Raw genomic sequence first — 25,961 nt, 5'->3', positions numbered from 1 at the left:
GATGGGTTCAAATGGAAACAGTCATATCGTTTATCATAATTTTCGGCGCTTTAGTTTTTTTCCATGAATTGGGCCATTTCCTGTTTGCAAAGAGAGCTGGAATTTTGGTCCGCGAATTTGCGATCGGCATGGGTCCGAAAATTCTTGGCATTACAAAAGGGGAAACTTTATACACTGTCCGGCTGCTGCCAATTGGCGGTTATGTCCGAATGGCCGGTGAAGAAATGGACCGTATTGTATTGCAGGCGGGACATCGCATCGGTGTATTGCTGGATGAAGATGGTCTTGCCAAAAAAATCATTCTGAATCAAAAAACCATGTATCCCGATATCATGTTTCTTGAAGTTGAAGAAGCGGATCTCGAAAAGGAACTTTATATTAAAGGGTATGATGAAGAAGATCAGCTTGTCCGCCTGCAAGTTGCAAGAGACGCGGTAGTTGAAGAGAATGGCGCTGAAACGGTATTGGCTCCTCATAATCGCCAATTCGATTCAAAAAGCATCGGCCACCGTTTTATGACAATTTTTGCAGGGCCGCTGTTTAACTTTATTCTTGCGTTCTTTATTTTTACGGCAATCGGTCTCCTGCAAGGAGTTCCAACAAATGAACCTGTTATTTCTGAAGTGACGGATGACAGTCCGGCTGAGGAAGCGGGTATGCAGGCCGGCGATTTAATTACAGAAGTTGATGGCACAAATATTGCTAGCTGGAATGACCTTGTAGACTCCGTCCAGGATGAAGCAGGGAATGCGTTGGATTTTGTTGTTGAACGCCAGGGTGAAACAGTGGAATTCACGATTACACCGGAATTGGTAGAGCAGGAGCAGGGAGATGTCGGAGTTATCGGCGTTCTTTATGAAAGTCCGAGGGAACAGGATTTCTTCGGATCATTCGTCTACGGTGCTGAAACGACCGTCTTCTGGTTCAAAGAAATTTTCCGTTTGCTGGGCATGCTGGTGACGGGACAATTTACAATTGATGCGTTATCCGGCCCTGTCGGCATTTATAAAACAACAGAAGAGGTAGCGCAATATGGTATTTTCACTTTGATGAGCTGGGCAGGTATGCTGAGCATCAACTTAGGGATTATGAACTTGTTGCCTCTTCCGGCACTTGACGGCGGGCGTCTGATGTTCTTCATACTAGAAGCGCTGAGAGGCAAGCCGGTGGATCGCCAGAAAGAAGGCATGGTCCATTTTGTCGGCATCATGCTGCTTATGCTGCTGATGATCGTCGTCACCTGGAACGATATACAGAAGTTTTTCTTTTGATTAAAGAAAAGCGGAAACGGCCGCTAAGCTCTGAAAGGCATAAGGTAGTTTTGTATCTAGATTAATATATGTATTTAAAAATTTATCAGTCAGTTGAGGTGTATTTTGGAATGAAACAATCAGCAACTTTTATCCCGACATTACGTGAAACGCCTGCAGATGCAGAAGTAAGATCACATCAATTATTACTTCGTGCAGGGTTTATCCGCCAGAACACGAGCGGAATCTATTCTTTTCTGCCGCTAGGCAAACGTGTATTGAATAAAGTGGAAGCGATTATCCGTGAAGAAATGGAAGCCGCGAACAGTGTGGAAGTTTTCCTTCCGGCAATGCAGCAAGCTGAGCTTTGGCAGGAAACTGGCCGCTGGTATTCATATGGCGACGAATTGATGAGATTAAAAGACCGCAATGGCCGCGAATTTGCTCTCGGAGCAACACACGAAGAAGTCATCACGGATCTTTTGCGCGACGAAATCAAATCGTATAAAAAGCTTCCTTTGAATCTTTACCAGATCCAGTCGAAGTTCCGCGATGAGAAACGCCCGCGTTTCGGTTTGCTTCGCGGACGCGAATTCCTGATGAAAGATGCCTATTCATTCCATGCTACAACTGAGAGCCTCGATGAGACTTATGATGTCATGATGCAGGCTTATACGAATATCTTCTCTAGACTCGGCCTTGATTTCCGAATGGTAATCGCTGATTCCGGTGCAATAGGCGGAAAAGACAACCACGAATTTATGGTGTTGTCTGAAATCGGAGAAGATACGATCGCCTATTCAGATACATCTTCTTACGCGGCGAACATTGAAATGGCTCAAGTGAACGTTGACTATAAAATGCCGGAAGAAGCACCGGAAGAAATTGAAAAAGTGGCTACACCTGATCAAAAAACAATCGCTCAGGTGGCGGAGTTCTTCGGTACAAGCACTGATAATTGCATCAAGACCCTCGTCTTTAAAGCGGATGATGAATTCGTCGTCGTTTTATCCAGAGGGGACCATGAGATCAACGATGTCAAAGTAAAACACGCAGCTGATGCGAAAGTGGTTGAAATGGCGACACCGGAAGAAGTGAAGCAATTGATCGGCTGTGAAATCGGCTCGATCGGTCCTGTAGCTTTGCCGGATGGAATCCGTGTATTTGCCGATAATGCTGTCAAAACAATTGCCAACGGAATCGCTGGCGCTAATGAAGAAGGGCAGCATTACAAAAATGTCACCCCTGGACAGGATTTTGAAGTCGAAAAATACGCGGACCTGCGATTCATCAAAGAAGGCGATCCTTCACCGGATGGCCAGGGCACTATCAAATTCGCTGAAGGCATTGAAGTAGGCCATATTTTCAAATTGGGCACACGCTACAGTGAAGATATGAAAGCGACAATTCTTAACGATCAGGGCCGTGCGGTACCTTATATAATGGGGTGCTACGGCATCGGGGTTTCCCGTGTAGTTGCTGCTGTTGCTGAACAATTCAATGACGATGACGGCTTTACGTGGCCGCCTGTTGCCGCACCTTACGATATACATGTGGTGCCGGTCAATGTCAAAGATGATGTGCAGCGAGAAACCGCTGACGAAATTTATAATTTATTGAAATCCAACCGCTACGAAGTACTGATTGATGACCGCAATGAACGCGCGGGTGTTAAATTCACAGATGCCGATCTGATCGGCCTGCCTGTTAGACTGACAGTCGGGAAGAAAGCGGCGGAAGGAATTTTGGAAGTGAAAATCCGCAGCACCGGTGAGACGTTTGAGTGGAATAAAGACGAACTGCTCGATCAATTACAGCAATTTTTTCAAAAATAAACCGCAAAATCTGATAGAATGAAAGGAAAGCACAAGCTGTGCTTTCCTTTCTTTTTCTTCTTTTCCTTCGAGGGAATCGGAAAAGAAATTGCAGATAAAAGATAAATAGACAGCCGGTTATAAATAGTTTGTTGAGAAAGAAAGCTAGGAAACCGATATTCCACAAAACAGCTCCGCTTTCCTGGTGGCTCGCGCTGAGCTAACTCGAGCTCGTTCCACTTCGCTCGAGTGGATCTCAGCACTTCGCTTAGTCACCTGGGAGTCTTCGCTGTTTTGCTTCATATCTCTGTTAGCCTTCTCTAAATGGAGTTGCATAATTAATTTATAACAGGTAAAAAGATATTCATAATGCTTCTACATGAAACCAGAATGGAGCGCTAGGCGGTGACTCCTGCGGGAAAAAGAGCGAGTCCTGAGACCCCGCAGGGAGCGAAGCGCACGAGGAGGCTCAGGCCGCTCCCCGCGGAAAGCTTCCGCCTAGAGCGCAATGATTGAAGAAGTCGACAGTTTCTAGACATCCGGTATAACCGGTTTTATTAATATAAGAGCGAAGGGGATAGTTATGACAAACCAGCAAGATCCTAAGATGCGTTTAAAGCTACTTCTTCAGCATCTCGATTTGACAGACGATGTACATATGCCTTTTTTCGAGGAGGCTGAATTGACCCGGATGACGGTCCATAAAAAAGAACGGACCTGGCGTTTTACGGTAAAACTTCAAAAAGTACTGCCGATAAAGCTGTTCCTGTTATTAAAGGAACGTTTGCATTCCACATTTTCTCCCATTGCGGCTGTCCAGCTGACAATTGTTACGGATGATGCCCAAGCTGATACTGAATTGATTTCGGCCTATTGGCGTTATGCAGTGGATGAATTGGCCGATATGGCACCGCCGCTCCGTGAACGGTTATTGGGACAAGCACCGCAATGGAATGGCAATAAAATGATGCTGAATTGCGGCCATGAACATGAAATGATGGCACTCAAAGCCAAATATACGGATAAACTTGCAAATGTCTATCAACAATTTGGTTTTCCGAGAATAGCCATCGATTTCCAATTGACAGAAGACGATCAGCAGGCCGCACATGAAGCATTCATGGAAGAACGTCGTGCTGAAGAAGAGGAAATGGCCAAGAAAGCTTTGTCTGATATGAAGAAGAGAGAGACGGACCGGAAAGAAAACGGTGTTCCGGCAGGGCCGTTCCAAATGGGCAGCAATATTAAGCCAGATGAACCAATCGCTGAAATCCAATCCATTATAGATGAAGAACGGCGGATCACTGTCGAAGGTTACGTGTTTGATGCTGAAGTGCGCGAATTGCGCAGCGGCCGTTCCCTTTTGACAGTTAAAATTACGGATTATACAGATTCACTGCTTGTGAAAATGTTCTCCCGTGACAAAGAAGATGCGGAATTGATGAAGAACATCAAAAAGGGCATGTGGCTGAAAGCCCGCGGCTCAATCCAGATGGATACATTTGTCCGTGACCTTGTGATGATGGCGCAGGATATGGTGGAAGTGAAACCACAATTGCGGCAGGATACAGCTTTAGAGAAGCGAGTGGAATTGCATCTTCATACACCTATGAGCCAGATGGATGCAGTGTCATCTGTTGATGCACTCGTGGGCCAAGCCGCAAAATGGGGCCATCCCGCTATTGCCATTACAGACCATGCCGGAGTGCAATCTTTCCCGGATGCATATGCTGCCAGCAAAAAACATGGCATCAAAGCGATATTCGGCCTGGAAGCGAACCTAGTGGATGATGGTGTGCCGATTGCATTTGAAGAACGGCATGCGCTGCTTGAAGAAGAAACTTTTGTGGTGTTTGACTTGGAGACGACGGGATTATCCGCGGTATACGATACGATTATTGAACTTGCCGCTGTCAAGATCAAAGGCGGACAGATTATCGATAAATTTGAAAGCTTCGCGAATCCGCATCATCCGTTATCGGATACGACCATCGATTTGACCGGCATCACTGATGATATGGTCAAAGATGCTCCGGAAGTGGAAGAAGTGATCCGCAATTACTATGAATGGGCTGGAGATCATATCATGGTTGCCCACAATGCATCGTTCGATATGGGCTTCCTGTATGTCGCCTATAAGAAATACGGCATCGACAAAAAACACGCCACAATCGATACGCTGGAATTAGCGCGGATGCTCCATCCCGAATTGAAGAATCATCGTTTGAACACGCTGGCGAAAAAATTCGGCATAGAACTCACCCAGCATCACCGGGCAATCTATGACACGGAAGCTACATCTTATTTGCTGACGCATCTTTTGAAAGAGGCTCATCAAAAAGGAATTCATTATCATGATGAACTGAACAATTATGTCGGAGCCGGCGATGCGTATAAGCGCTCACGTCCGACTCATGTAACTTTACTTGCGCAAAATGACGCGGGATTGAAAAATCTGTTCAAGCTGGTATCCGCTTCTCACATAAATTACTTCTACCGGGTTCCACGGATTCCGCGTTCGCTTCTGCAGAAACACCGTGATGGGCTTCTTGTCGGCTCAGGCTGCGATAAAGGGGAAGTTTTTGAAGCGGTCATGCAGAAGTCGATGGAAGAAGTAGAGCGTACCGCACAGTTTTATGATTATCTGGAAGTACATCCGAAAGATATTTATGCACCGCTAATAGAACGTGAAATGATCCGTGATGAATGGAATCTTGAAGATATCATCCGAAAACTTGTGAAAGTCAGCAAAAAACTGGAGATTCCTTTGGTTGCTACCGGCAACGTCCATTACCTGGATGAAAACGACGCGATCTACCGGCAGGTGTTGATCGGTTCTCAAGGCGGGGCCAATCCATTGAACCGGACGAAGCTGCCGAAAGTCCATTTCCGTACAACTAATGAAATGCTCGACGCCTTCGACTTTTTGGGAGAAGAAACGGCTAAACAGATTGTCGTGGAAAATTCCAATAAAATTGCGGATATGATCGACACTGTCAAACCGATTAAAGACGATCTTTACACACCTAAAATTGAAGGTGCAGATGAGGAAGTCAGAGAGCTTAGCTATAATATGGCGCGAAGCATCTATGGTGAACAGCTGCCTGAAATTGTCGAAGCCCGTATTGAAAAAGAATTAAAATCTATTATCGGCCACGGGTTTGCGGTTATTTATTTAATTTCGCATAAACTTGTTAAAAAGTCTTTGGACGATGGCTATCTCGTCGGTTCCCGGGGGTCTGTAGGGTCCTCATTAGTTGCGACACTTACGGAGATCACAGAAGTGAATCCGTTGCCGCCTCATTATATCTGCACTAAATGCCAAAAGTCGGAGTTCTTTGATGACGGCTCTGTCGGCTCAGGATTTGACCTTGAAGATAAAAATTGTCCGGATTGCGATGTTCCTTATAAGAAAGAGGGGCAGGATATTCCATTTGAAACGTTCCTAGGCTTTAAAGGCGACAAGGTACCGGATATCGATTTGAACTTCAGTGGCGAATATCAAGCAAAAGCGCACAACTACACCAAGGAATTATTCGGTGAAGACAATGTTTTCCGCGCGGGAACAATCGGGACAGTTGCCGAGAAAACAGCTTATGGTTATGTCCGCGGATATGCCAATGACCGGGATATGACTATAAGGGGAGCGGAAATCGACCGTCTCGTCCAAGGCTGCACAGGTGTAAAACGAAGCACTGGACAGCATCCGGGCGGGATTATCGTAGTGCCGGATTATATGGATATCTACGATTTCTCCCCGATACAATTTCCTGCGGATGCACAGGACTCGGAATGGAAAACGACGCATTTTGATTTCCATTCGATCCACGATAATTTATTGAAACTGGATATTCTTGGACACGATGATCCAACAGTTATTCGTATGCTGCAGGATTTATCAGGCATCGACCCCAAAACGATTCCGACTGACGACCCGGAAGTGATGAAAATTTTCTCCGGCACAGAATCGCTCGGTGTAACAGAAGAACAGATCGGCTGTAAAACAGCGACTTATGGAATACCAGAGTTTGGTACACGATTCGTTCGTCAAATGCTTGAAGAAACGAAACCGACGACTTTTTCGGAACTGGTACAGATTTCCGGTCTTTCCCACGGGACGGACGTATGGCTGAGCAATGCCCAGGAGTTAATCAAAAATGGGACTTGTCAGCTATCTGATGTAATCGGCTGCCGTGACGATATTATGGTTTACCTGATTTACCAGGGACTTGAATCATCCATGGCGTTTAAGATCATGGAAGCAGTCCGTAAAGGTAAAGGACTGACACCGGAGTTTGAAGCAGCGATGAAAGAAGAAGGCGTTCCGAACTGGTATATCGAATCATGTAAAAAGATCAAATACATGTTCCCGAAAGCCCACGCTGCCGCTTACGTTTTGATGGCAGTCAGAATCGCTTATTTCAAAGTGCATTTCCCGATTCTTTATTACGCGGCTTACTTCACAGTCCGTGCAGAAGATTTCGATGTCAATGCCATGGCGAAAGGTTCCCATGCAATCCGTTCAGTGATAGTGGACATCAATGCCAAAGGGCTGGAAGCATCAACGAAAGAGAAAAACTTATTGACGGTCATGGAACTGGCGCTTGAGATGACGGAACGCGGATACAAGTTCCAGAAAGTGGACCTCTATAAATCGGAGGCTGATGAATTCATCATCGACGGCAATACGCTGATTCCCCCGTTCAATGCCATCCCTGGACTTGGAACGAACGCCGCCAAATCGATTGTCGCTGCACGCCAGCAGGGAACTTTCCTTTCGAAAGAAGACCTTCAGCAGCGCGGCCGGGTTTCCAAAACCATCATTGAGTACATGGACGACCATGGTTGTCTTGAAGGAATGCCTGAAGCCAACCAGTTGTCGCTGTTCTAGTCAGTTGCACTGGTGTGCCAATCGTGGTATTATTGTAGTAACATTTACTGATAGCTCTGTCGCAGAAGAGTGGGTTCTCCCGCTCTTTTCTGTTTGTAAAGACATAAGTGAAACTTTGATTAGCGGGAGGCATGTATGAGCAAAATTACAGAACAAATAGAAGAAATCACAAAGCCCATCACAGATGAGCTGCAACTTGAACTGGTTGATGTGGAATTTGTAAAAGAAGGACGCAGCTGGTTTTTGCGTGTCTATGTAGATAATCCGGATGCGCCGATCGATATTGACCAATGTGCGTTAGTCAGTGAACGATTGAGTGAAATCCTGGATGAACTTGATCCAATTGAGCAGAACTATTTCCTTGAAGTATCTTCGCCGGGAGCAGAGCGCCCGTTGAAGAAAGAAAAAGATTTTGAGAATGCTATCAGTAAATTTATCTATATCAAAACTTACGAACCGATTTTGGATGCAAAGGAATTTGAAGGTTATCTGCAATCGTATACTGATGAAGAAGTCCAAATTGAAGTCAAAATCAAAACCCGCAGAAAAACAATCGTGATTCCAAGACAGAAAATTGCTTTAATCCGTCTCGCAATTGATTTTTCAGCAAAACCTGATCGATGAACCTAGGAGTGAATAAAAAATGAGCAGTGAGTTATTGAATGCTTTAGAGGCATTGGAGAAACAAAAAGGTATTTCGCGTGATGTCTTGATCGAAGCGATAGAAGCAGCATTAGTGACTGCCTACAAACGCAATTTCAATCAAGCACAGAACGTCCGTGTGGATTTGAATCTTAATACGGGAACAATGCTTGTCTATTCCAGAAAAGATGTTGTTGAGGAAGTCGAAGACGACCGCTTGCAGATTTCTTTGGAAGACGCTCATGCCATTAATCCTGCATATGAAATCGGAGATGTAGTGGAAGAAGAAGTGACGCCACGCAACTTCGGCCGTATCGCTGCTCAAACAGCTAAACAAGTTGTAACACAGCGTGTACGCGAAGCGGAACGCGGTCTTGTTTTTGAAGAGTTTGTCGATCGCGCGGATGATATCGTCAACGGTATTGTTGAACGCATGGATGCCCGCAATTTGTATGTCGGTCTTGGCAAAGTCGAAGCGGTGCTGCCGCAGACAGAGCAAATGCCGAATGAGTCGTATCAGCCGCATGACCGCATCAAGGTCTATATCACGAAGGTTGAGCGGACTACACGCGGACCGCAGGTGTTTGTATCGAGAACACATCCAGGTTTACTGCGCAGATTGTTTGAAACTGAAGTGCCTGAAATCTATGACGGCATTGTTGAAATCAAATCGATTGCCCGCGAAGCAGGAGATCGTTCGAAGATTTCTGTTATGGCCCATCGCGAAGACATTGATCCAGTAGGTTCATGTGTCGGTTCAAAAGGCGCCCGTGTCCAGACTATCGTCAACGAACTCAGCGGTGAAAAAATCGACATCGTTGAATGGTCGGAGGAGCCGGTAATATTTGTTGCCAATGCCCTAAGCCCATCTAAGGTGCTTGATGTCCAGGTAAATGAAGAGGAAAAATCAACTACAGTTGTCGTGCCTGATTATCAATTATCATTGGCAATCGGCAAGCGTGGGCAGAATGCCCGTCTCGCTGCTAAATTGACTGGATGGAAAATTGATATCAAGAGTGAGACAGATGCGCGTGAGCTGGGTATTTATCCGAATCCCGACGCTGACATCGAACTTGTGGAATCCGGTGAAGATGCGGATGACTTCGATTTCTACGACGAAAAAGAATAAGAAAGATAAGGTGATGTCCGTTGGCTCTGCAAAAGAAAATTCCACTTCGAAAGTGTGTAGCTACAGGCGAGATGCATCCTAAAAAAGAAATGATCCGTGTCGTGCGTTCCAAGGAAGGCGAAGTGAGCGTTGATCTGACTGGGAAAAAATCAGGGCGAGGAGCCTATGTTTCCAAATCTGAGGAAGCTGTTGCAGCGGCCAAAAAGAAAAAGGTGCTAGACAACCAATTGGAAGTCAAAGTGCCTGAGGAAATATATGAAGAATTGCTGCGGGTCGTACTAAGAGAGCAGTTGAAGTAAAATGGATACAAAACAAAAGATCCTCCAAATTCTTGGACTTGCGACAAGAGCAAGAATGACGATAACAGGGGAAGAACTGACAATCAATGAAGTTCGCAGAGGCAATGCGAAATTAGTATTGCTCGCGGAAGACGCTTCTGAAAACACAATGAAAAAACTGCAGGATAAATGCAGCTATTATAAAGTCGACATGCAAATTTTCGGAACCCGTTTCGAAATTGGGCATGCAGTCGGCAAAGAAGAGCGTGTAGTTATGGCGATTACCGACGCAGGTTTCGCCAAAAAACTGATAAGCTTGTTCGATGAAAATAACCGGGGGTGAGCAGATGACCAAAATTCGAGTACATGAATACGCGAAAAAAGTAGATAAACCAAGTAAAGAGATCATCCAGCAATTATCAAAAATGGATATTTCGGTTACAAACCATATGTCGACATTAGAGGATAACGCTGTTTCAAAATTGGACGGCATTTACAAAAAATCTTCATCCGCTTCAACAGCACCAGCTCCAACTAAACCACAGAACCAAGGGCAGAACCGTTCGCAAGGACAAGCTTCCCGTCCGTCAGGCCAGGGCCAATCACGCCCGCAAAGCGGTCAAAGCGGTTCGCGTCCATCTGGACAAGGGCAGCGTCCAGGCCAATCGCGTCCAGCAGCAGCACCAAGCCAAGGACAATCACGTTCACAAGGCAATGGCCAGAGAAATGCAGCTCCGGCAAAAACAGGTTCGAACTTTACACCTAAAGCCGCAAAACCGACAGCAGGACCAGGACAGCGCAACTCCAACCGTCCAGGTGGCGGAGGTCCGGGCCGCGGTGGCCAGAACCGCAACAGAAAAGGCAAACAGCAGCGTCCAGTGAACCCACTGCCGCCAATGCCGAAAAAAGAGAAAGAACTGCCAGCAAAAATCACTTTTACAGAATCTTTGACAGTTGGCGAATTGGCGAAAAAATTAGGCCGCGAGCCATCTGAAATCATCAAAAAATTATTCATGCTTGGTGTAATGGCTACCATTAACCAGGAACTTGATAAAGATGCGATTGAATTGATCTGCGCTGAATATGAAGTGGAAGTGGAAGAAGAAATCCTGGTTGATAAAACCGACCTGGAAGTTTACTTCGAACCGGAAGATGAAACGTTGAACGAAGAACGTCCACCGGTAGTCACAATCATGGGCCACGTTGACCATGGTAAAACAACTCTGCTTGACTCGATCCGCCACACGAAAGTGACGGCAGGAGAAGCTGGCGGTATTACGCAGCATATCGGTGCTTATCAAGTAGATGAAGACGGCAAGAAAATCACTTTCCTGGATACGCCTGGTCACGCAGCTTTTACAACAATGCGTGCACGCGGAGCGAAAGTGACAGATTTGGCTATTATTGTAGTTGCAGCTGACGACGGTGTAATGCCGCAGACAGTTGAAGCGATCAACCATGCCAAAGCTGCTGAAGTTCCGATTATTATTGCAGTCAACAAAATGGATAAGCCAAGTGCCAACCCGGATCGCGTTATGCAGGAATTGACTGAACATGGTCTTGTTCCGGAAGCATGGGGCGGAGATACAATCTTTGTTCCTCTTTCAGCGTTGAAAGGTGAAGGCATCGATACGTTACTTGAAATGATTCTGCTTGTTTCTGAAGTAGGAGAATTGAAAGCGAACCCTTCACGCCGCGCTATTGGTACAGTTATTGAAGCAGAGCTTGATAAAGGCCGCGGTTCAGTTGCTACACTTCTAGTACAGGACGGCACTTTGAATGTCGGTGATCCGATTGTTGTCGGCAACACATTCGGCCGTGTAAGAGCAATGGTTTCTGATACAGGCCGCCGTGTGAAAGAAGCCGGTCCATCAATGCCGGTTGAAATTACCGGTTTGAATGATGTACCACAGGCAGGCGATCGTTTTGTAGTGTTTGAAGACGAGAAAACAGCTCGTTCTGTTGGTGAAAGCCGTGCTACTTCAGCATTGCAGGTACAGCGTTCAGAGAAAACCCGTGTAACACTTGATAATCTTTTTGATCAACTGAAACAGGGTGAGATGAAAGAATTGAACTTGATCGTCAAAGCTGACGTTCAAGGCGCAGTTGAAGCAATGGCTGCTTCACTTCTGAAAATCGATGTGGAAGGCGTTAACGTCAAAATTATCCACACTGGTGCAGGTGCCATCACAGAGTCGGATATTTCCCTTGCTGCGGCATCCAATGCCATCGTAATCGGATTTAACGTTCGCCCGGATGCCAATGCCAAACGCGCAGCAGAAGCTGAAGGCGTGGATATCCGTTTACACCGCATCATCTATAAAGTAATCGAAGAAATTGAATTTGCAATGAAAGGCTTGCTTGATCCTGAATTTGAGGAGAAAGTTATCGGCCAGGCGGAAGTCCGCAGTACATTCAAGGTATCTAAAGTCGGAACAATTGCCGGAAGTTATGTAACTGAAGGTAAAATCACACGTGACAGCGGAGTTCGTGTCATTCGTGAAGGAATTGTTGTTTTTGAAGGCGAAATGGATACATTGAAACGCTTTAAAGACGATGCCAAAGAAGTGGCTAAAGGCTATGAATGTGGTATTACCATCAAAAATTTCAATGACGTCAAAGAAGGCGACATCATTGAAGCTTATGTTATGGAAGAAATCGAACGGAAATGATCCTTTACATGGAATGCGAATTCTTTATACCGTCAGCGCATTCATTGAAGGAAAAAAGGGCAGTGCTGAAAAGCATGCTGACCCGTTCAAAACAAAAGTTCAATATTTCCGCAGCGGAAATTGACCACCAGAATGTATGGCAACGCACGCGCCTTGCCTTTGTCACTGTTTCTTCTTCAAAAGAAATGGCTGAAAAGGAAATGGCGCAAGTGTTGTATTATCTGGAGAGCAATCCGATGTGGGAATGTCTTGAACATCATCAAGAATATCTGTAAGAACGAGGTGAATAAGCAATGACAATGCGCTCGAATCGTGTAGGCGAACAAATGAAAAAAGAGCTCAGCGATATCATCAGCCGCAAGCTGAAGGATCCGCGAATCGGATTTGTCACGGTAACAGATGTAGAAGTTACCGGAGATCTCCAACAAGCGACAGTATACATCAGCGTATTGGGTGATGATGCTGCAAAAGAGCAGACATTGCTCGGCTTATCGAAATCCAAAGGATTTATCCGTTCAGAAATCGGCCAGCGTATCCGTTTGCGCAAAACACCTGAATTATCATTTGAATTCGATACTTCAGTGGCATACGGAAACCGGATCGACAGTCTGCTGCGGGATATCAAAGAACCGAAAGACGAACAATAAAACCAAGCCTGCTGTCTATTTCTTAGATTGCAGGTTTTTTTACATAATTAGCTGAACTTTGATTACCGATATTCCGCAAAACAGCTTCGAAGAATTAGCCGACGTCTGCGAGGCTAATTCTTTGCGACGAAGCAGCGCAGCGATGCAGGAGCACGACTTTAATATTGCTAGGCCAGAATCAAACACTTTCTTCGCTTTTTTGCTACATATCGTTAGCAATTTCTCATAGTAAAGGTGCTCTCATGGAGTGAGCGGAGCAATAATACGTAAGGGCTCCTTTGCGACGAGCTTTGCACAGGAGACGATGTTTCCCTGTCCAAAGCGTCTAAAGGTGTTGAAAGAGGATTATATTGTAAGGGGTTGAAAGAAATGGCCATTAACGGAATACTTCCTTTATGGAAAGAAAAAGGCATGACTTCCCACGATTGCGTTTTTAAACTGCGCAAAATATTGAAAACAAAAAAAGTTGGCCATACGGGCACTCTCGATCCTGAAGTGGACGGTGTATTGCCGATATGCATTGGCAACACGACAAAAGTGGCAGAATATATCACCAATCAAGGAAAAACCTACGAAGCGGAAGTGGCGATCGGCTTTTCGACTGAAACAGAAGATGCTACCGGTGAAGTAGTGAATCGGGACCAGCGGGAGAAGAAAATTACCAGGCAGGAACTGCTTGCCGCCCTAGAAGGGTTGACGGGTGAGATCAACCAAATTCCACCAATGTATTCGGCGGTGAAAGTGAATGGCAAAAAACTGTATGAATACGCAAGAGCCGGTATAGCGGTCGAGCGGCCGGTCAGAAAAGCGCGGATCGATTCGATTGAGCTGTTGGACAGCGCAGAAGAATGGACCGGTACTGATATCCATTTCCGTATTCGCATCCAATGCGGCAAAGGCACCTATATCCGTACGCTTGCAGTACAAATCGGAGAAGCTCTTGGCTACCCGGCGCATATGTCGAAATTGACAAGAACGGAATCGGGCAAGTTCAAAAAAGAAGATTGCTTAACACTTGCAGAGGTGGAAGAGATTGCTCAAAATGGAACTATCGATCATTATTTAAAACCGCTGATTTATGGCCTGAGCGCTTTCCCTTCAGTGGAAGTCGATCCAAAAATGCTGTTTGCGATGAAAAATGGCCAGGTCATCGAGATGCATCCTTTATTGGAGGAAAATGAGCTGCTGGTTTTTACCGTAAAGGGAAATCCGTTTGCGTTATATAAGAAGCATCCGGAGAAAAAGGGTAAAATGAAACCGGAAAAAATGTTCGGTCTGCCGACAGAAGACGAGGTGTAAAATGAAGATTTTCCATTTGAATTATCCAAATCATATGAAACCGGAAGAAGAGTTGGGACCGTTATCCATGGCGCTTGGTTTTTTTGACGGCGTCCACAAAGGGCATCAGAAAGTAATAGGAGAAGCTGTCGAAAAAGCGCGGGAATTAGGCGCGCAATCTGCAGTAATGACCTTCGATCCCCATCCTTCATTGGTTTTAGGCGGTCGAAAAGAAGAAGTGTTTTACATAACACCGATGCAGCAGAAAATGGAAATACTTAATGACATGGAGATCGACGTTTGTTTCATCGTGCGCTTTACTTCCGACTTCGCGCAATTGCAGCCGGAACAGTTCATCAGCCACTTTATCGAAGATCTTGGGGTTGTCCATGTAACAGCCGGTTTCGATTTTTCGTTTGGCGCAAAGGGGCAGGGATCAATGGATCTGATGCAGAGCTATGCGGATGGACGATTTGGTGTCAGTGTCATTGGCAAGCTGGAAGACGGACAGGAAAAAATCAGTTCCACGAGAATTCGCAATCACTTGAAATCCGGGGAAATTGAAGAAGTATCCCGTTTATCTGGCCGTCCATTTAAAGTTTCGGGAACAGTTGTGAACGGTGATAAGAGGGGCCGCACGATTGGGTTTCCGACGGCTAATGTGGAACCTGACTTGGGGACATTCGTTCCCGGCAGGGGAGTCTATGCTGTTCGCCTTCATGTACAGGACGAAGTGTATGACGGCGTCTGCAATGTTGGTTACAAACCGACCTTCAATGATCCGGACCATAAGAAACTCGTAATCGAAGTGCATATCTTTAATTTTGATAAAGATATCTACGGAGAGCGGGTAACAGTCGATTGGCACAAAAGGATACGGGATGAATCAAAATTTTCCGGCATTGATGAATTGAAAGCGCAAATTGAAAAAGATAAACAGGAAGCGATCACATTTTTTGCTGAGTAATTTTGAAGCGGGATGTTCAGTTGATTTTCAAATTGGCGTGTGCTATGATTTATAAGTACTAAATGTACTAACCGTTGCTTGGCAATCGAATCACCAACGTTTGCTCGGTAATTGGGGCTATCAGAAATTAGGAGGTGGAAACAGTATGGCAATTACTCAAGAACGTAAAAATGAATTGATCAATGAATACAAAGTGCATGACACAGATACTGGGTCTGCAGAAATTCAAATCGCCATTCTTACAGAAGACATCAACAACTTGAATGAGCACTTACGTACTCACAAAAAAGATCATCACTCACGTCGTGGTCTATTCAAAATGGTTGGACGCCGTCGTAACTTGTTGAAATATCTTCGTGAAAACGACGTAGCTCGTTACCGCGAATTAATCGCAAGACTTGGCCTACGCCGATAATAGCAATCAGTGAAAGCGGGATTCGTCCCGCTTTTTCTTTATGGATAAAATTTTCCGCTTGCATGCACAGCGTATGCTTTTTTGATACACTACTAGTAATGGATACATAAAATTGTCTATATCTTGAAAGAGAGAGGAGCTCGATTATGGAGCAAACTAAAAAGGTTTACAAATTCGATTGGGCAGGCCGCGAATTGCAGGTCGAAGTTGGCCAATTGGCTAAACAAGCAAACGGAGCTGCATTGATCCGTTATGGCGATACAGCAGTCTTGTCTACATCCACAGCTTCAAAAACACCGAAGCCTTTGGATTTCTTCCCGTTGACTGTCAACTACGAAGAACGGCTTTATGCTGTCGGTAAAATACCAGGAGGCTTCATCAAACGTGAAGGACGTCCTTCTGAAAAAGCGACTTTGACGAGCCGCCTGATTGATCGTCCGATCCGTCCTTTATTCCCGGATGGCTTCCGTAATGAAGTGCAGGTAATTTCAATGGTTATGTCCGTTGATCAGGATTGCCCTTCTGAAATGGCTGCAATGTTCGGATCTTCATTGTCATTGATGATTTCGGATATTCCATTCGACGGTCCGATTGCTGGAGTTATCGTTGGTTTGATCGACGGTGAATACATTATCAATCCGACAAACGATCAGCTTGAGAAAAGTTCCATCAACCTGACTGTGGCGGGAACTAAAGACGCCATCAATATGGTTGAAGCGGGAGCGAAAGAAGTATCGGAAGAAATCATTCTTGAAGCAATCATGTTCGGCCACGAAGAGATCAAGAAATTGATCTCGTTCCAGGAAGAGATTGCAGCTGAAGTCGGGAAAGAAAAATCTGAAATCCAATTATACGAATTGGATGCAGAGCTTTCTTCAACGATCAAAGGCGAAGTGGAAGCAGAGTTGAACACTGCTGTTCAGATCAATGAAAAGCAGGCGCGCAACGAAGCAATCGACGAAATCAAAAAACGTGTTATGGCACAATACGAAGAATCAGCTGATGATGTTAAAAAACAAGCGGGACAAATTCTTGATAAGATGGTCAAAGATGAAGTTCGCCGTTTGATTACCGATGAAAAAATCCGTCCTGACGGGCGCGGACCATCAGAGATCCGTCCATTGTCATCAGAAGTCGGATTGCTGGCACGCACGCACGGTTCTGGTTTGTTTACACGTGGACAAACACAGGCGATGAGCATTTGTACGCTTGGGGCACTTGGCGATGTACAGATTATCGATGGCCTTGGCATCGAAGACACAAAACGTTTTATGCATCATTACAACTTCCCGTTGTTCTCTGTAGGTGAAACTGGATTCCTTCGTGGACCGGGCCGCCGCGAGATTGGACACGGAGCTCTTGGCGAGCGCGCCCTTGAAGCGGTTATACCAAATGAAAAAGAATTCCCATATACAATCCGTCTGGTAGCAGAAGTTTTGGAATCAAACGGCTCAACTTCACAGGCAAGTATCTGTGCTTCAACTCTTGCTATGATGGATGCAGGTGTTCCTTTGAAAGCGCCTGTAGCCGGTATTGCGATGGGGCTTGTTAAAAAAGGCGAAAATTATACAGTATTGTCTGATATTCAGGGAATGGAAGATCACCTGGGAGATATGGACTTTAAAGTTGCCGGGACTGCAGAAGGCATCACAGCACTTCAAATGGACATCAAAATCGACGGTTTATCCCGTCAAATCCTTGAAGAGGCTTTGACACAAGCGAAAATCGGACGTATTCACATCCTTGAATCAATGCTGGCGACAATTTCTGAACCAAGAGAGCAATTGTCCAAATTTGCGCCGAAGATCATCATGGTTAAGATCAATCCTGATAAGATCCGCGACGTAATCGGACCTGGCGGTAAAGTGATCAATAAGATCATTGACGAAACAGGCGTCAAAATTGATACAGAACAAGATGGCACCATCTTTATTTCTTCTGTTGATGAAGAAATGAACGCGAAAGCGAAAGCGATGATTGAAAACATCGTACGCGAAGCGAAAGTTGGGGAATACTATGAAGGTAAAGTGAAACGGATCGAGAAATTCGGGGCATTCGTTGAACTTTTCCCAGGCAAAGACGGCTTGCTTCATATTTCTGAAATCCAGGAAGAACGGACGAAGGAAGTTGAAGATGTCCTCAAAATGGATCAAGTTGTAAAAGTGAAAGTCATTGAAATCGACCGTCAAGGCCGAGTCAACCTGTCACGCAAGATTGTCCTGAAAGAAGAAAAAGAACAAGCTGAAAAAGCTAATCAAGAGTAAATGAAAATTGCCAACGAAAGTTGGCAATTTTTTCTTATTTATTAAAAGAAAATAGATGTATTAAATTTTTTAGAATTATTGAAGAGCGGAGTTTTGTCTAGACTTCAGCGGCCCAGCTCTTCGGGTCATAAGCCAATCTGGCTGCGCGGCTGGAAAGACGCCACTTCGCCAGATCGTCTTATGCCTTTCAGAGCTTAACGGGCGCTTACGCATTTCTTAATGGAGGGATTTAAATAGTGGCAAATACTTTTATTTGTGATAACGGATTGCGAATCGTCTCGGAGCAGATTCCGCATTTCAGATCCGTGGCTGTCGGAATTTTTGTCAAAGTGGGATCACGCGATGAAAAACCGGAAGAAAACGGCATCACCCATTTTATCGAGCATATGCTGTTCAAGGGCACACCAACCCGGAGCGCCAAGGATATTGCCAGAGAGTTCGACCGTATAGGCGGGGATATCAATGCCTATACATCGAAAGAATATACCTGTTATTATGCGAAAGTTGTCGATGATCATGCGAATCACGCAGTCGACATACTGGCGGACATGTTTTTCAATTCCAATATGGAATCTGTTGAAATCGAGCGCGAACGGCAAGTGGTACTTGAAGAAATAAGCATGACCGAAGATATGGCGGATGATGATGTACATGAGCAGCTTTGGCGGGTGATGTATCCCAAGCATTCGATCGGTGCGCCGATCCTGGGTGTAGAGGAGACATTGCAGACTTTCGATGCTGGTAAAATCAGAGATTTCATGGACAACTATTATATTCCTTCAAATACCGTTGTGTCGGTGGCAGGTAATATTAAGCCGGAATTGATTGAAAGAATCAAAGAACTATTTGGCGGCTTCAGAAAAGTCCAGAAACAAAAAGATTATACAGAACCAGAATTCACATCAGGAAATTCGGTTAAATATAAAGATATTGAACAAGGGCATCTTTGCTTAGGATTTCCAGGCATGTCGATAAATGATCCCCATCTCTATGATTTGGCTGTGATGAATAATATTCTTGGGGGCACGATGTCTTCCAGGCTGTTTCAGGAAATCAGGGAAGAGCGGGGACTCGCCTATTCGATCTATTCCTATCACTCAGCGTATTCGGACCACGGGACACTGGCAATCTACGGCGGCACGTCAAACGAGCAGTTGCCGGAACTTCAGGAGAAAATAATGGAATCAATCCACCAAATGCACGCAGACGGATTGACGCAGCTGGAGGTGGATGATTCCAAAGAGCAGTTCAAAGGCAATCTGCTGCTTGGAATGGAAAGTACCAGTTCACGCATGAGCCGAAACGGCAAGCATGAATTGCTTATGGGCCGGCATATTTCATTTGATGATGTGCTGAAGAAAATTGATGAAGTTTCACTGGATAATGTTCAATATACATTGGAACTGCTCCAGCAGGGGCCGGCATTATCAATCATACGTTCGAAAGAAGCATCCTCATAAATCGAGGGTGCTTTTTCAATGTTTTAATGCGGCAGTACGCTGAATTATGATACAATAATCCAAATTATCATTGAAGGAGAGAGTCGAGTGAAAACCTATAACGTAGCAATCATGGGGGCAACAGGGGCCGTTGGTCAGCAAATGAAGGATCAATTGGAAAAACGCGAGTTTCCTATTAACGAAATCCGTTTCCTGTCATCCAGCCGTTCTGCGGGCAGTAAAATCGATTTTAAAGGCAATACCTATACAGTGCAAGAAGCGGTGCCGGAATCATTTGAAGGGATTGATATTGCGCTGTTCAGCGCAGGGGGCAGCGTATCCGAGAAGTTTGCTCCTGAAGCTGTCCAGCGGGGAGCGATTGTCATCGATAATACAAGTGCGTTCCGTATGAACGCCGACGTGCCGCTGGTTGTGCCCGAGGTCAATAAAGGCGACTTAGCATTGCACAAAGGGATCATCTCCAATCCAAACTGTTCGACGATCCAAATGGTCTGCACGCTGCAGCCTTTAAAAGAGCAATTTGGGTTGACGAAAATCGTCGTCTCTACATACCAGGCTGTTTCGGGTGCCGGGATCGATGCGATCAATGAGTTGAAAAGCCAGGCAGACGCAGGGTTCGATCAGGCGGCGAATGCGGATGCCAAAATGCTGCCGGTAAAATCAGCGGAGAAACATTATCCGATCGCTTACAACGCGATTCCGCAGATTGATGTGTTCGCTGATAACGGATATACACTGGAAGAAATGAAAATGATCAATGAAACGAAAAAAATCATGCATGACGACAGTCTTTCTGTAGCAGCGACATGCGTCCGGCTGCCGGTGGTTACCGGCCATTCAGAATCGGTCTATGTTGAGTTGCAGGCAGCTCCGACGCTTGAAGAAGTGAAAGCGTCGATTGCGGCAGCACCTGGCGTTGAATTGATGGATGATCCATCACACCAGATTTATCCGATGCCATTAATGGCTGCCGGACTGGATGAAGTGTTTGTAGGCCGGGTGCGTCTGGATCTTGATAACCCGCAAGGCTTCCATTTATGGGTAGTTTCGGACAACTTAGTGAAAGGCGCAGCACTGAACTCCGTTCAAATTGCCGAAGCGCTGATTGAAGAAAAAATAATCTGACCTTTAAAAAACAAACCGGCCTTCCCGCCGGTTTATTTTTTTCTTTGGACTGTTAAGTTCAATTCCCGTATAATGAATTTTATGGATGTGTACGGGCGAATTTTTTTAGGAGGAAATAAATTGAGTAAAATTAAAAATGAACTTATCAGAGTAATACCGTTAGGCGGCGTCGGAGAAATCGGCAAAGCAATGTATGTGATTGAAATCGACGAAGATATTTTTGTCGTCGACAGTGGATTGATGTTCCCGGAAGATGAAATGCTGGGAGTGGATATCGTAATTCCGGATGTTACTTACCTGGAAGAAAATAAGGATCGTGTCAAAGGAATATTCCTTACGCACGGCCACGAAGACGCAATTGGCTCCATCGCCTATTTGCTGAAGAAAGTGCAGGCTCCTGTCTATGGTTCGAAATTGACGATCGGCCTTGCAAAAGAACATGTTAAAGAACAAGGTTCTTTGAAGCAAGTGAAGTTTTTCGAAGTGACAAACAAGAGCCGTATGAATTTTGATACAACGCATGTGACGTTCTTCCATACGACACACAGCATCCCTGATGCGCTTGGAATCGTTTTCCATACTTCAGAAGGTGCGATTGTCCACACAGGTGAATTTAAATTCGACCAGTCGGCTAAAGGCAGTTACCGTCCGGATATCGCTAAAATGGCTAAATTGGGAGAAGACGGCGTACTTATGCTGTTATCCGATTCCACTGAAGCAGAACGTCCGGGCTACACAACTTCTGAAATAGTCGTTGCCGACCACCTTCAATCTGAATTCCGTAAAGCTGAAGGAAGAATTCTTGTATCGCTTTATTCATCAAACTTCATCCGCATCCAGCAGGTTTTCGATATTGCCCGGGCAACCGGCAAAAAAGTTGCTGTGGTAGGGAAAAGCCTAGAAAGCAGCTATGAAGTGGGAGTTCGTCTCGGCTATTTGGACGCCGGGGAAGATACGGTCATTTCTTTGAAAGAACTGGATGACTACCGTGATGAAGAAATTGTCATCATCGTTACAGGCAACCAGGGGGAACCTCTGGAAGCTTTGGATAAGATGGTGCGCAAACAGCATAAAGACGTTCGCATCAAAGAGACGGATACTGTGCTGATCACTTTCACCCCTTCACCGGGAATGGAAGTTCCGATGTATCAAACAATGAACAAACTGGCAAAAGCGGGGGCGCATGTGCTGACATCCAGCAAAAAAGTGCACGTATCCGGGCATGGCAGCCAGGAAGACTTGAAAATGATGCTGAATATGATGAGACCTAAGTATTTCATCCCTATCCAGGGAGAATACAAAATGCTGATTGCCCACTCGAAATTGGCTCAGCAGGTCGGATTGCACAAATCTGAAATCTTTATCGCCGATAAAGGGGATATTGTAGAATATAAAGCAGGGAAAGTCCGTATGAGCGGACGAGTGACAGCAGGGAATGTATTAATCGACGGAATCGGAATTGGCGACGTTGGAAATATCGTTCTGCGCGACCGGAAATTGCTTTCACAAGACGGCATTTTCATTGTCGTGGTAACCTTGAACCGCAAGCAGAAGAAGATTGCTTCCGGTCCGGAAATGATTTCCCGTGGATTCGTTTATGTCCGTGAGTCGGAAGAGCTGATGGATGAATCGGCGAAACTGGTTACAAAAGTTGTTGAAAAATATGTAGCGCGTGATACATTTGAATGGAATAACATAAAACAGGAAATTCGGGACACATTGAATTCCTATCTGTTCCAGCAAACGAAGCGCCGTCCAATGATCATCCCGATTATTATGGAATATTAAGATAGAGAAAAAGGAGAAGGATTTCCATACCGAACTATCGGGGGAAATCCTTTTTCGATTACATAGGAAATGGGGGAACGAAATGCCTCGCAGTGGTCAGAATAAGAAAAAGAAAAAGAACGTAAAAACAAAGTCCAATAAAAAAAATAACCAGGCGATGCCGACGATCCTTTTTGAAATATTGGGAATTGTGATGATTGGCATCGCAGTATTGATGGCTTTCCAATTAGGCAGAGTCGGGCGTTTGTTTTATAATTCGGCGGAATACCTGACAGGTTTTCTGGCTTTCTTGATACCTCTGACATTAATCGCCTTAGCAGTTTACATCATGGTCAAACGGACGTGGCCAAAACCGCAATTCCGCAAAACAGTGGGCACCTTATTTTTATTGACCGGTATCTTCCTCGTTTGTCATTTAATCTGGGCAGCGAGTTCGATTTTGCCGATCACTTCCGCAAATGTGATGGGTGAAACCGTAAAATCCATTCAGATCAGTGGCACTATCTGGACCGAGTATAAGGCCATTGGCGGAGGAATTATCGGTGCAATGCTGTATGCGATGATGCATGTGCTGTTCGAAACGGCCGGCACCTGGATTATTGCTCTCATTCTACTATCCATTGGGACAATTATTCTTACAGGCCGAGCAGCAGCACCTTTCATCGCTGAAAAAGTTCCGAGTTTCCGTCCGGTATTGCAGTCCATCGGACAGCGCTTCAATCGTCCAGCGAATAAAAGCAAGAAGGATAAACCTAATAATAGAACAGTGGAAACTGGAGAGGATCAAGAGACGATCCATTCGCATGATGAGGAGCCAGCTGCTGGTACTTATGGATATACAGATGATTCGGTTTATATGGATGCGCCGGAAGAACCAATCATTTCCGCGTTTACTGAAAATGTGAAACCAAAACAGGCAGAGCCTCCAAAAGAAACGAAGCCGAAAGCGGAAGAAGAGACAGCAGGAGATGTTCAATTGCTGACAACAGCGGAAGAAATGGAAAATGAGGAATATCAATTGCCTCCAATCGATCTTCTGACCTTGCCGCCGCACAGCGACCAAAGCGGGGAATATTCCGGCATCCAGAAAAATGCTAAAAAATTGGAGAAAACATTCCAGAGTTTTGGTGTGCGCGCAAAAGTGACGCAAGTGCATCTTGGACCTGCTGTAACGAAATACGAAGTCTTGCCTGATACCGGCGTTAAAGTCAGTAAAATCGTCAGCCTTCACGATGATTTGGCATTGGCGCTTGCGGCCAGGGATATACGGATTGAAGCGCCGATTCCAGGGAAATCTGCCATCGGCATCGAAGTTCCGAACTCGGAAGTTGCCATTGTCAGCCTGCGTGAAGTTCTTGAATCCGAAGAAAACAATAAGCCTGATTCAAAACTGCTGTTTGGCCTGGGACGCGATGTTACAGGACAAGCGGTCATGACTGAATTGAACAAAATGCCCCATCTGCTTGTGGCCGGATCGACCGGAAGCGGGAAATCGGTGTGTATCAACGGCATCATCACCAGTATAATCATGCGGGCAAAACCGCATGAAGTGAAAATGATGATGATTGATCCGAAAATGGTGGAGCTGAATGTCTATAACGGCATCCCTCATTTACTGGCACCGGTTGTAACCGATCCGAGGAAAGCAGCGCAGGCTTTGAAGAAAATCGTTTCTGAAATGGAGCGGCGCTATGAATTGTTTTCTCATACAGGAACTAGAAACATCGAAGGATATAACGAATATGTGAGAGTATTTAACGAAGAAAATGAAGACAAGCATCCTAAATTGCCGTTTATCGTCGTGATTGTGGATGAACTTGCGGATCTGATGATGGTTGCTTCGAACGAAGTGGAAGATGCCATCACCCGTCTGGCGCAAATGGCACGCGCAGCGGGAATACACCTGATCATCGCGACACAGCGTCCAAGTGTAAACGTTATTACCGGTGTCATTAAAGCAAATATTCCATCACGGATTGCTTTCGCCGTTTCATCTGCGATCGATTCGCGTACGATTTTGGATATGGGCGGTGCAGAGAAATTGCTCGGCCGGGGGGATATGCTCTTCCTAGGCGCCGGACAATCCAAGCCGGTCCGAGTGCAAGGTGCGTTTCTATCTGACAGTGAAGTGGAGAAAATCGTCGACTTTGCCATTGAGCAGCAAAAAGCACAGTACCAGGAAGATATGATTCCTTCCGATGTAGAAGAGACCAGTATTGATGAAGAAACGGATGAGATTTATGATGAGGCGGTTCAGTTGGTCACCGAAATGCAGACAGCTTCAGTTTCCATGCTGCAGCGCAGGTTCCGGGTAGGTTATTCCCGTGCCGCACGAATCATCGACCAAATGGAGCAGCGCGGAGTCGTTGGACCGTATGAAGGAAGTAAACCCCGGACTGTTTTAGTTCAAAAGCAGGAAGAATATTAAATTAAAAAGAAAATTTCGTGACATATTACGCACATCGTTAAAGGCTTCTGACTGAAAAATTCGCGAAATTCGACAAAACACTATTTATTTCGGTGGAAATAAGTGTTATAGTAATTTTGATTAGTAGGAATGTTTTACATCAGATGTCTGATCTCTGTCATTGGTGGTGAATCGTATGACAATTAAATCGGATCATCGGGCATTGTATCTTCAAGTGATCGATCGGATGAAGCAGGATATTGCTGCCGGAATATACAAAGAGAAAGAAAAGTTGCCTTCCGAATTCGAATTGGCGAAAACACTTGGAGTCAGCCGCGCCACCTTGCGGGAAGCGCTCAGGCTGCTGGAAGAGGATAATATTATAGTAAGGAGACATGGCGTCGGAACATTTGTTAATCCGAAACCCCTATTTACATCAGGGATCGAACAATTAACAAGTGTCTCAGAGACAATCAGGCAGGCCGGTATGGAACCTGGTTCGATTTATCTGAGTACTTCCGAAAGCCTTGCTTCTGAGGATGATATAAAACGCTTACATTGCAATCCTGAAGATTCAGTAATTACAATTGAAAGAGTTCGGACAGCAAATGGTGAACCTGTCGTTTATTGCATCGACAAAGTTCTTTCCAGCTTTTTGCCGGAAGATTTTCTGGGCCGCGCCGAAAGCTCCATTTTCTCAGCAATAGAGGAAAGTGGAGAAACACATATTAGTTATGCAGTGACATATATCGATCCCATTGGATACCATGAAGACGCGTCTCCAATTCTGGAAACCGATCCTGAAACTGCATTGTTGGTATTAAAACAGCTCCATTATGATACAGACGATCAAGTGGTGCTTTACTCAAAGAACTATTTCAGAGCTGATAAATTCAGTTTCCATGTAGTTCGAAAACGTGTGTAAAACAAACTA

19 protein-coding genes are annotated in these 25,961 nt (G+C 45.2%); all 19 read left to right on the top strand.

The genetic code is table 11. The features are described from left to right. Positions 1–11: 11 nt before the first annotated feature. The 19 genes from rseP to AC2Q9J_RS01390 all read left to right on the top strand — a co-directional run bounded on the left by rseP (position 12) and on the right by AC2Q9J_RS01390 (position 25,952). Entirely contained in the window at positions 12–1,271 is a 1,260-nt protein-coding gene (gene rseP, locus AC2Q9J_RS01480; protein WP_499036704.1) for an RIP metalloprotease RseP, read from the top strand. Between the two features lie 110 nt (positions 1,272–1,381). Further along, complete coding sequence (locus tag AC2Q9J_RS01475; RefSeq protein WP_499036702.1) at positions 1,382–3,085, top strand: proline--tRNA ligase; 1,704 nt, start codon at positions 1,382–1,384, stop codon at positions 3,083–3,085. Positions 3,086–3,647: 562 nt separating this feature from the next. Further along, positions 3,648–7,955, top strand: coding sequence for a PolC-type DNA polymerase III (locus AC2Q9J_RS01470; protein ID WP_499036700.1), 4,308 nt, complete (start codon positions 3,648–3,650; stop codon positions 7,953–7,955). A gap of 135 nt (positions 7,956–8,090) precedes the next feature. Then, the gene (rimP, locus tag AC2Q9J_RS01465) at positions 8,091–8,579 is read left to right on the top strand and encodes a ribosome maturation factor RimP (protein WP_499036698.1); all 489 of its coding nucleotides are present in this window, start codon (positions 8,091–8,093) and stop codon (positions 8,577–8,579) included. Between the two features lie 19 nt (positions 8,580–8,598). Then, entirely contained in the window at positions 8,599–9,726 is a 1,128-nt protein-coding gene (gene nusA / locus AC2Q9J_RS01460; RefSeq protein ID WP_499036696.1) for a transcription termination factor NusA, read from the top strand. Between the two features lie 20 nt (positions 9,727–9,746). Next, the gene (rnpM, locus tag AC2Q9J_RS01455; RefSeq protein ID WP_499036694.1) at positions 9,747–10,025 is read left to right on the top strand and encodes an RNase P modulator RnpM; all 279 of its coding nucleotides are present in this window, start codon (positions 9,747–9,749) and stop codon (positions 10,023–10,025) included. A 1-nt stretch (position 10,026) separates the two neighbouring features. Then, complete coding sequence (locus tag AC2Q9J_RS01450) at positions 10,027–10,347, top strand: YlxQ family RNA-binding protein (RefSeq protein WP_499036692.1); 321 nt, start codon at positions 10,027–10,029, stop codon at positions 10,345–10,347. A gap of 4 nt (positions 10,348–10,351) precedes the next feature. Next, positions 10,352–12,676 (top strand): translation initiation factor IF-2, encoded by a 2,325-nt coding sequence (gene infB / locus AC2Q9J_RS01445; protein ID WP_499036690.1) that lies wholly within the window; start codon positions 10,352–10,354, stop codon positions 12,674–12,676. Then, on the top strand, positions 12,673–12,951 hold the full coding sequence (locus tag AC2Q9J_RS01440; protein ID WP_084245318.1) for a DUF503 domain-containing protein: 279 nt from the start codon (positions 12,673–12,675) through the stop codon (positions 12,949–12,951). Before infB ends, AC2Q9J_RS01440 begins: the two co-directional genes overlap by 4 nt. 18 nt (positions 12,952–12,969) lie before the next feature. After that, positions 12,970–13,323 carry a 30S ribosome-binding factor RbfA gene (gene rbfA, locus AC2Q9J_RS01435; RefSeq protein WP_084245320.1) on the top strand — a complete coding sequence of 118 codons (354 nt, stop codon included), beginning with the start codon at positions 12,970–12,972 and terminating at the stop codon, positions 13,321–13,323. Between the two features lie 369 nt (positions 13,324–13,692). Then, a complete protein-coding gene (gene truB, locus AC2Q9J_RS01430; RefSeq protein ID WP_499036687.1) occupies positions 13,693–14,622 on the top strand; it encodes a tRNA pseudouridine(55) synthase TruB in 930 nt (309 codons plus the stop codon). 1 nt (position 14,623) lies between these two features. Next, a complete protein-coding gene (locus AC2Q9J_RS01425; protein ID WP_499036685.1) occupies positions 14,624–15,568 on the top strand; it encodes a bifunctional riboflavin kinase/FAD synthetase in 945 nt (314 codons plus the stop codon). 145 nt (positions 15,569–15,713) lie between these two features. After that, positions 15,714–15,983 (top strand): 30S ribosomal protein S15, encoded by a 270-nt coding sequence (rpsO, locus tag AC2Q9J_RS01420; RefSeq protein WP_084245326.1) that lies wholly within the window; start codon positions 15,714–15,716, stop codon positions 15,981–15,983. Between the two features lie 146 nt (positions 15,984–16,129). Continuing rightward, a complete protein-coding gene (gene pnp / locus AC2Q9J_RS01415) occupies positions 16,130–18,247 on the top strand; it encodes a polyribonucleotide nucleotidyltransferase (protein WP_499036683.1) in 2,118 nt (705 codons plus the stop codon). Positions 18,248–18,483: 236 nt separating this feature from the next. Beyond that, on the top strand, positions 18,484–19,707 hold the full coding sequence (locus tag AC2Q9J_RS01410) for a M16 family metallopeptidase (RefSeq protein ID WP_499036681.1): 1,224 nt from the start codon (positions 18,484–18,486) through the stop codon (positions 19,705–19,707). Positions 19,708–19,818: 111 nt separating this feature from the next. After that, positions 19,819–20,832 carry an aspartate-semialdehyde dehydrogenase gene (locus AC2Q9J_RS01405; RefSeq protein ID WP_499037323.1) on the top strand — a complete coding sequence of 338 codons (1,014 nt, stop codon included), beginning with the start codon at positions 19,819–19,821 and terminating at the stop codon, positions 20,830–20,832. Between the two features lie 120 nt (positions 20,833–20,952). Beyond that, on the top strand, positions 20,953–22,620 hold the full coding sequence (locus AC2Q9J_RS01400) for a ribonuclease J (RefSeq protein ID WP_499036679.1): 1,668 nt from the start codon (positions 20,953–20,955) through the stop codon (positions 22,618–22,620). Between the two features lie 82 nt (positions 22,621–22,702). After that, positions 22,703–25,048, top strand: a complete 2,346-nt coding sequence (locus AC2Q9J_RS01395; protein WP_499036677.1) for an FtsK/SpoIIIE family DNA translocase — start codon at positions 22,703–22,705, stop codon at positions 25,046–25,048. Between the two features lie 175 nt (positions 25,049–25,223). Beyond that, positions 25,224–25,952 (top strand): GntR family transcriptional regulator, encoded by a 729-nt coding sequence (locus AC2Q9J_RS01390; protein WP_499036675.1) that lies wholly within the window; start codon positions 25,224–25,226, stop codon positions 25,950–25,952. Positions 25,953–25,961: the final 9 nt, after the last annotated feature.

It is taken from the genome of Planococcus sp. RAB007_Raresut (assembly GCF_057369535.1).
This window is presented reverse-complemented; position numbering and strand designations above follow the sequence as displayed.

What these genes read in the sequence shown, in the direction of transcription:
- rbfA (WP_084245320.1), top strand. Translation starts at nt 12,970, where the DNA reads ATGACAATGCGCTCGAATCGTGTAGGCGAACAAATGAAAAAAGAGCTC.
- AC2Q9J_RS01395 (WP_499036677.1), top strand. Translation starts at nt 22,703, where the DNA reads ATGCCTCGCAGTGGTCAGAATAAGAAAAAGAAAAAGAACGTAAAAACA.
- AC2Q9J_RS01450 (WP_499036692.1), top strand. Translation starts at nt 10,027, where the DNA reads ATGGATACAAAACAAAAGATCCTCCAAATTCTTGGACTTGCGACAAGA.
- nusA (WP_499036696.1), top strand. Translation starts at nt 8,599, where the DNA reads ATGAGCAGTGAGTTATTGAATGCTTTAGAGGCATTGGAGAAACAAAAA.
- rimP (WP_499036698.1), top strand. Translation starts at nt 8,091, where the DNA reads ATGAGCAAAATTACAGAACAAATAGAAGAAATCACAAAGCCCATCACA.
- AC2Q9J_RS01425 (WP_499036685.1), top strand. Translation starts at nt 14,624, where the DNA reads ATGAAGATTTTCCATTTGAATTATCCAAATCATATGAAACCGGAAGAA.
- truB (WP_499036687.1), top strand. Translation starts at nt 13,693, where the DNA reads ATGGCCATTAACGGAATACTTCCTTTATGGAAAGAAAAAGGCATGACT.
- pnp (WP_499036683.1), top strand. Translation starts at nt 16,130, where the DNA reads ATGGAGCAAACTAAAAAGGTTTACAAATTCGATTGGGCAGGCCGCGAA.
- rseP (WP_499036704.1), top strand. Translation starts at nt 12, where the DNA reads ATGGAAACAGTCATATCGTTTATCATAATTTTCGGCGCTTTAGTTTTT.
- rpsO (WP_084245326.1), top strand. Translation starts at nt 15,714, where the DNA reads ATGGCAATTACTCAAGAACGTAAAAATGAATTGATCAATGAATACAAA.
- AC2Q9J_RS01405 (WP_499037323.1), top strand. Translation starts at nt 19,819, where the DNA reads ATGGGGGCAACAGGGGCCGTTGGTCAGCAAATGAAGGATCAATTGGAA.
- AC2Q9J_RS01475 (WP_499036702.1), top strand. Translation starts at nt 1,382, where the DNA reads ATGAAACAATCAGCAACTTTTATCCCGACATTACGTGAAACGCCTGCA.
- AC2Q9J_RS01470 (WP_499036700.1), top strand. Translation starts at nt 3,648, where the DNA reads ATGACAAACCAGCAAGATCCTAAGATGCGTTTAAAGCTACTTCTTCAG.
- AC2Q9J_RS01440 (WP_084245318.1), top strand. Translation starts at nt 12,673, where the DNA reads ATGATCCTTTACATGGAATGCGAATTCTTTATACCGTCAGCGCATTCA.
- AC2Q9J_RS01390 (WP_499036675.1), top strand. Translation starts at nt 25,224, where the DNA reads ATGACAATTAAATCGGATCATCGGGCATTGTATCTTCAAGTGATCGAT.
- infB (WP_499036690.1), top strand. Translation starts at nt 10,352, where the DNA reads ATGACCAAAATTCGAGTACATGAATACGCGAAAAAAGTAGATAAACCA.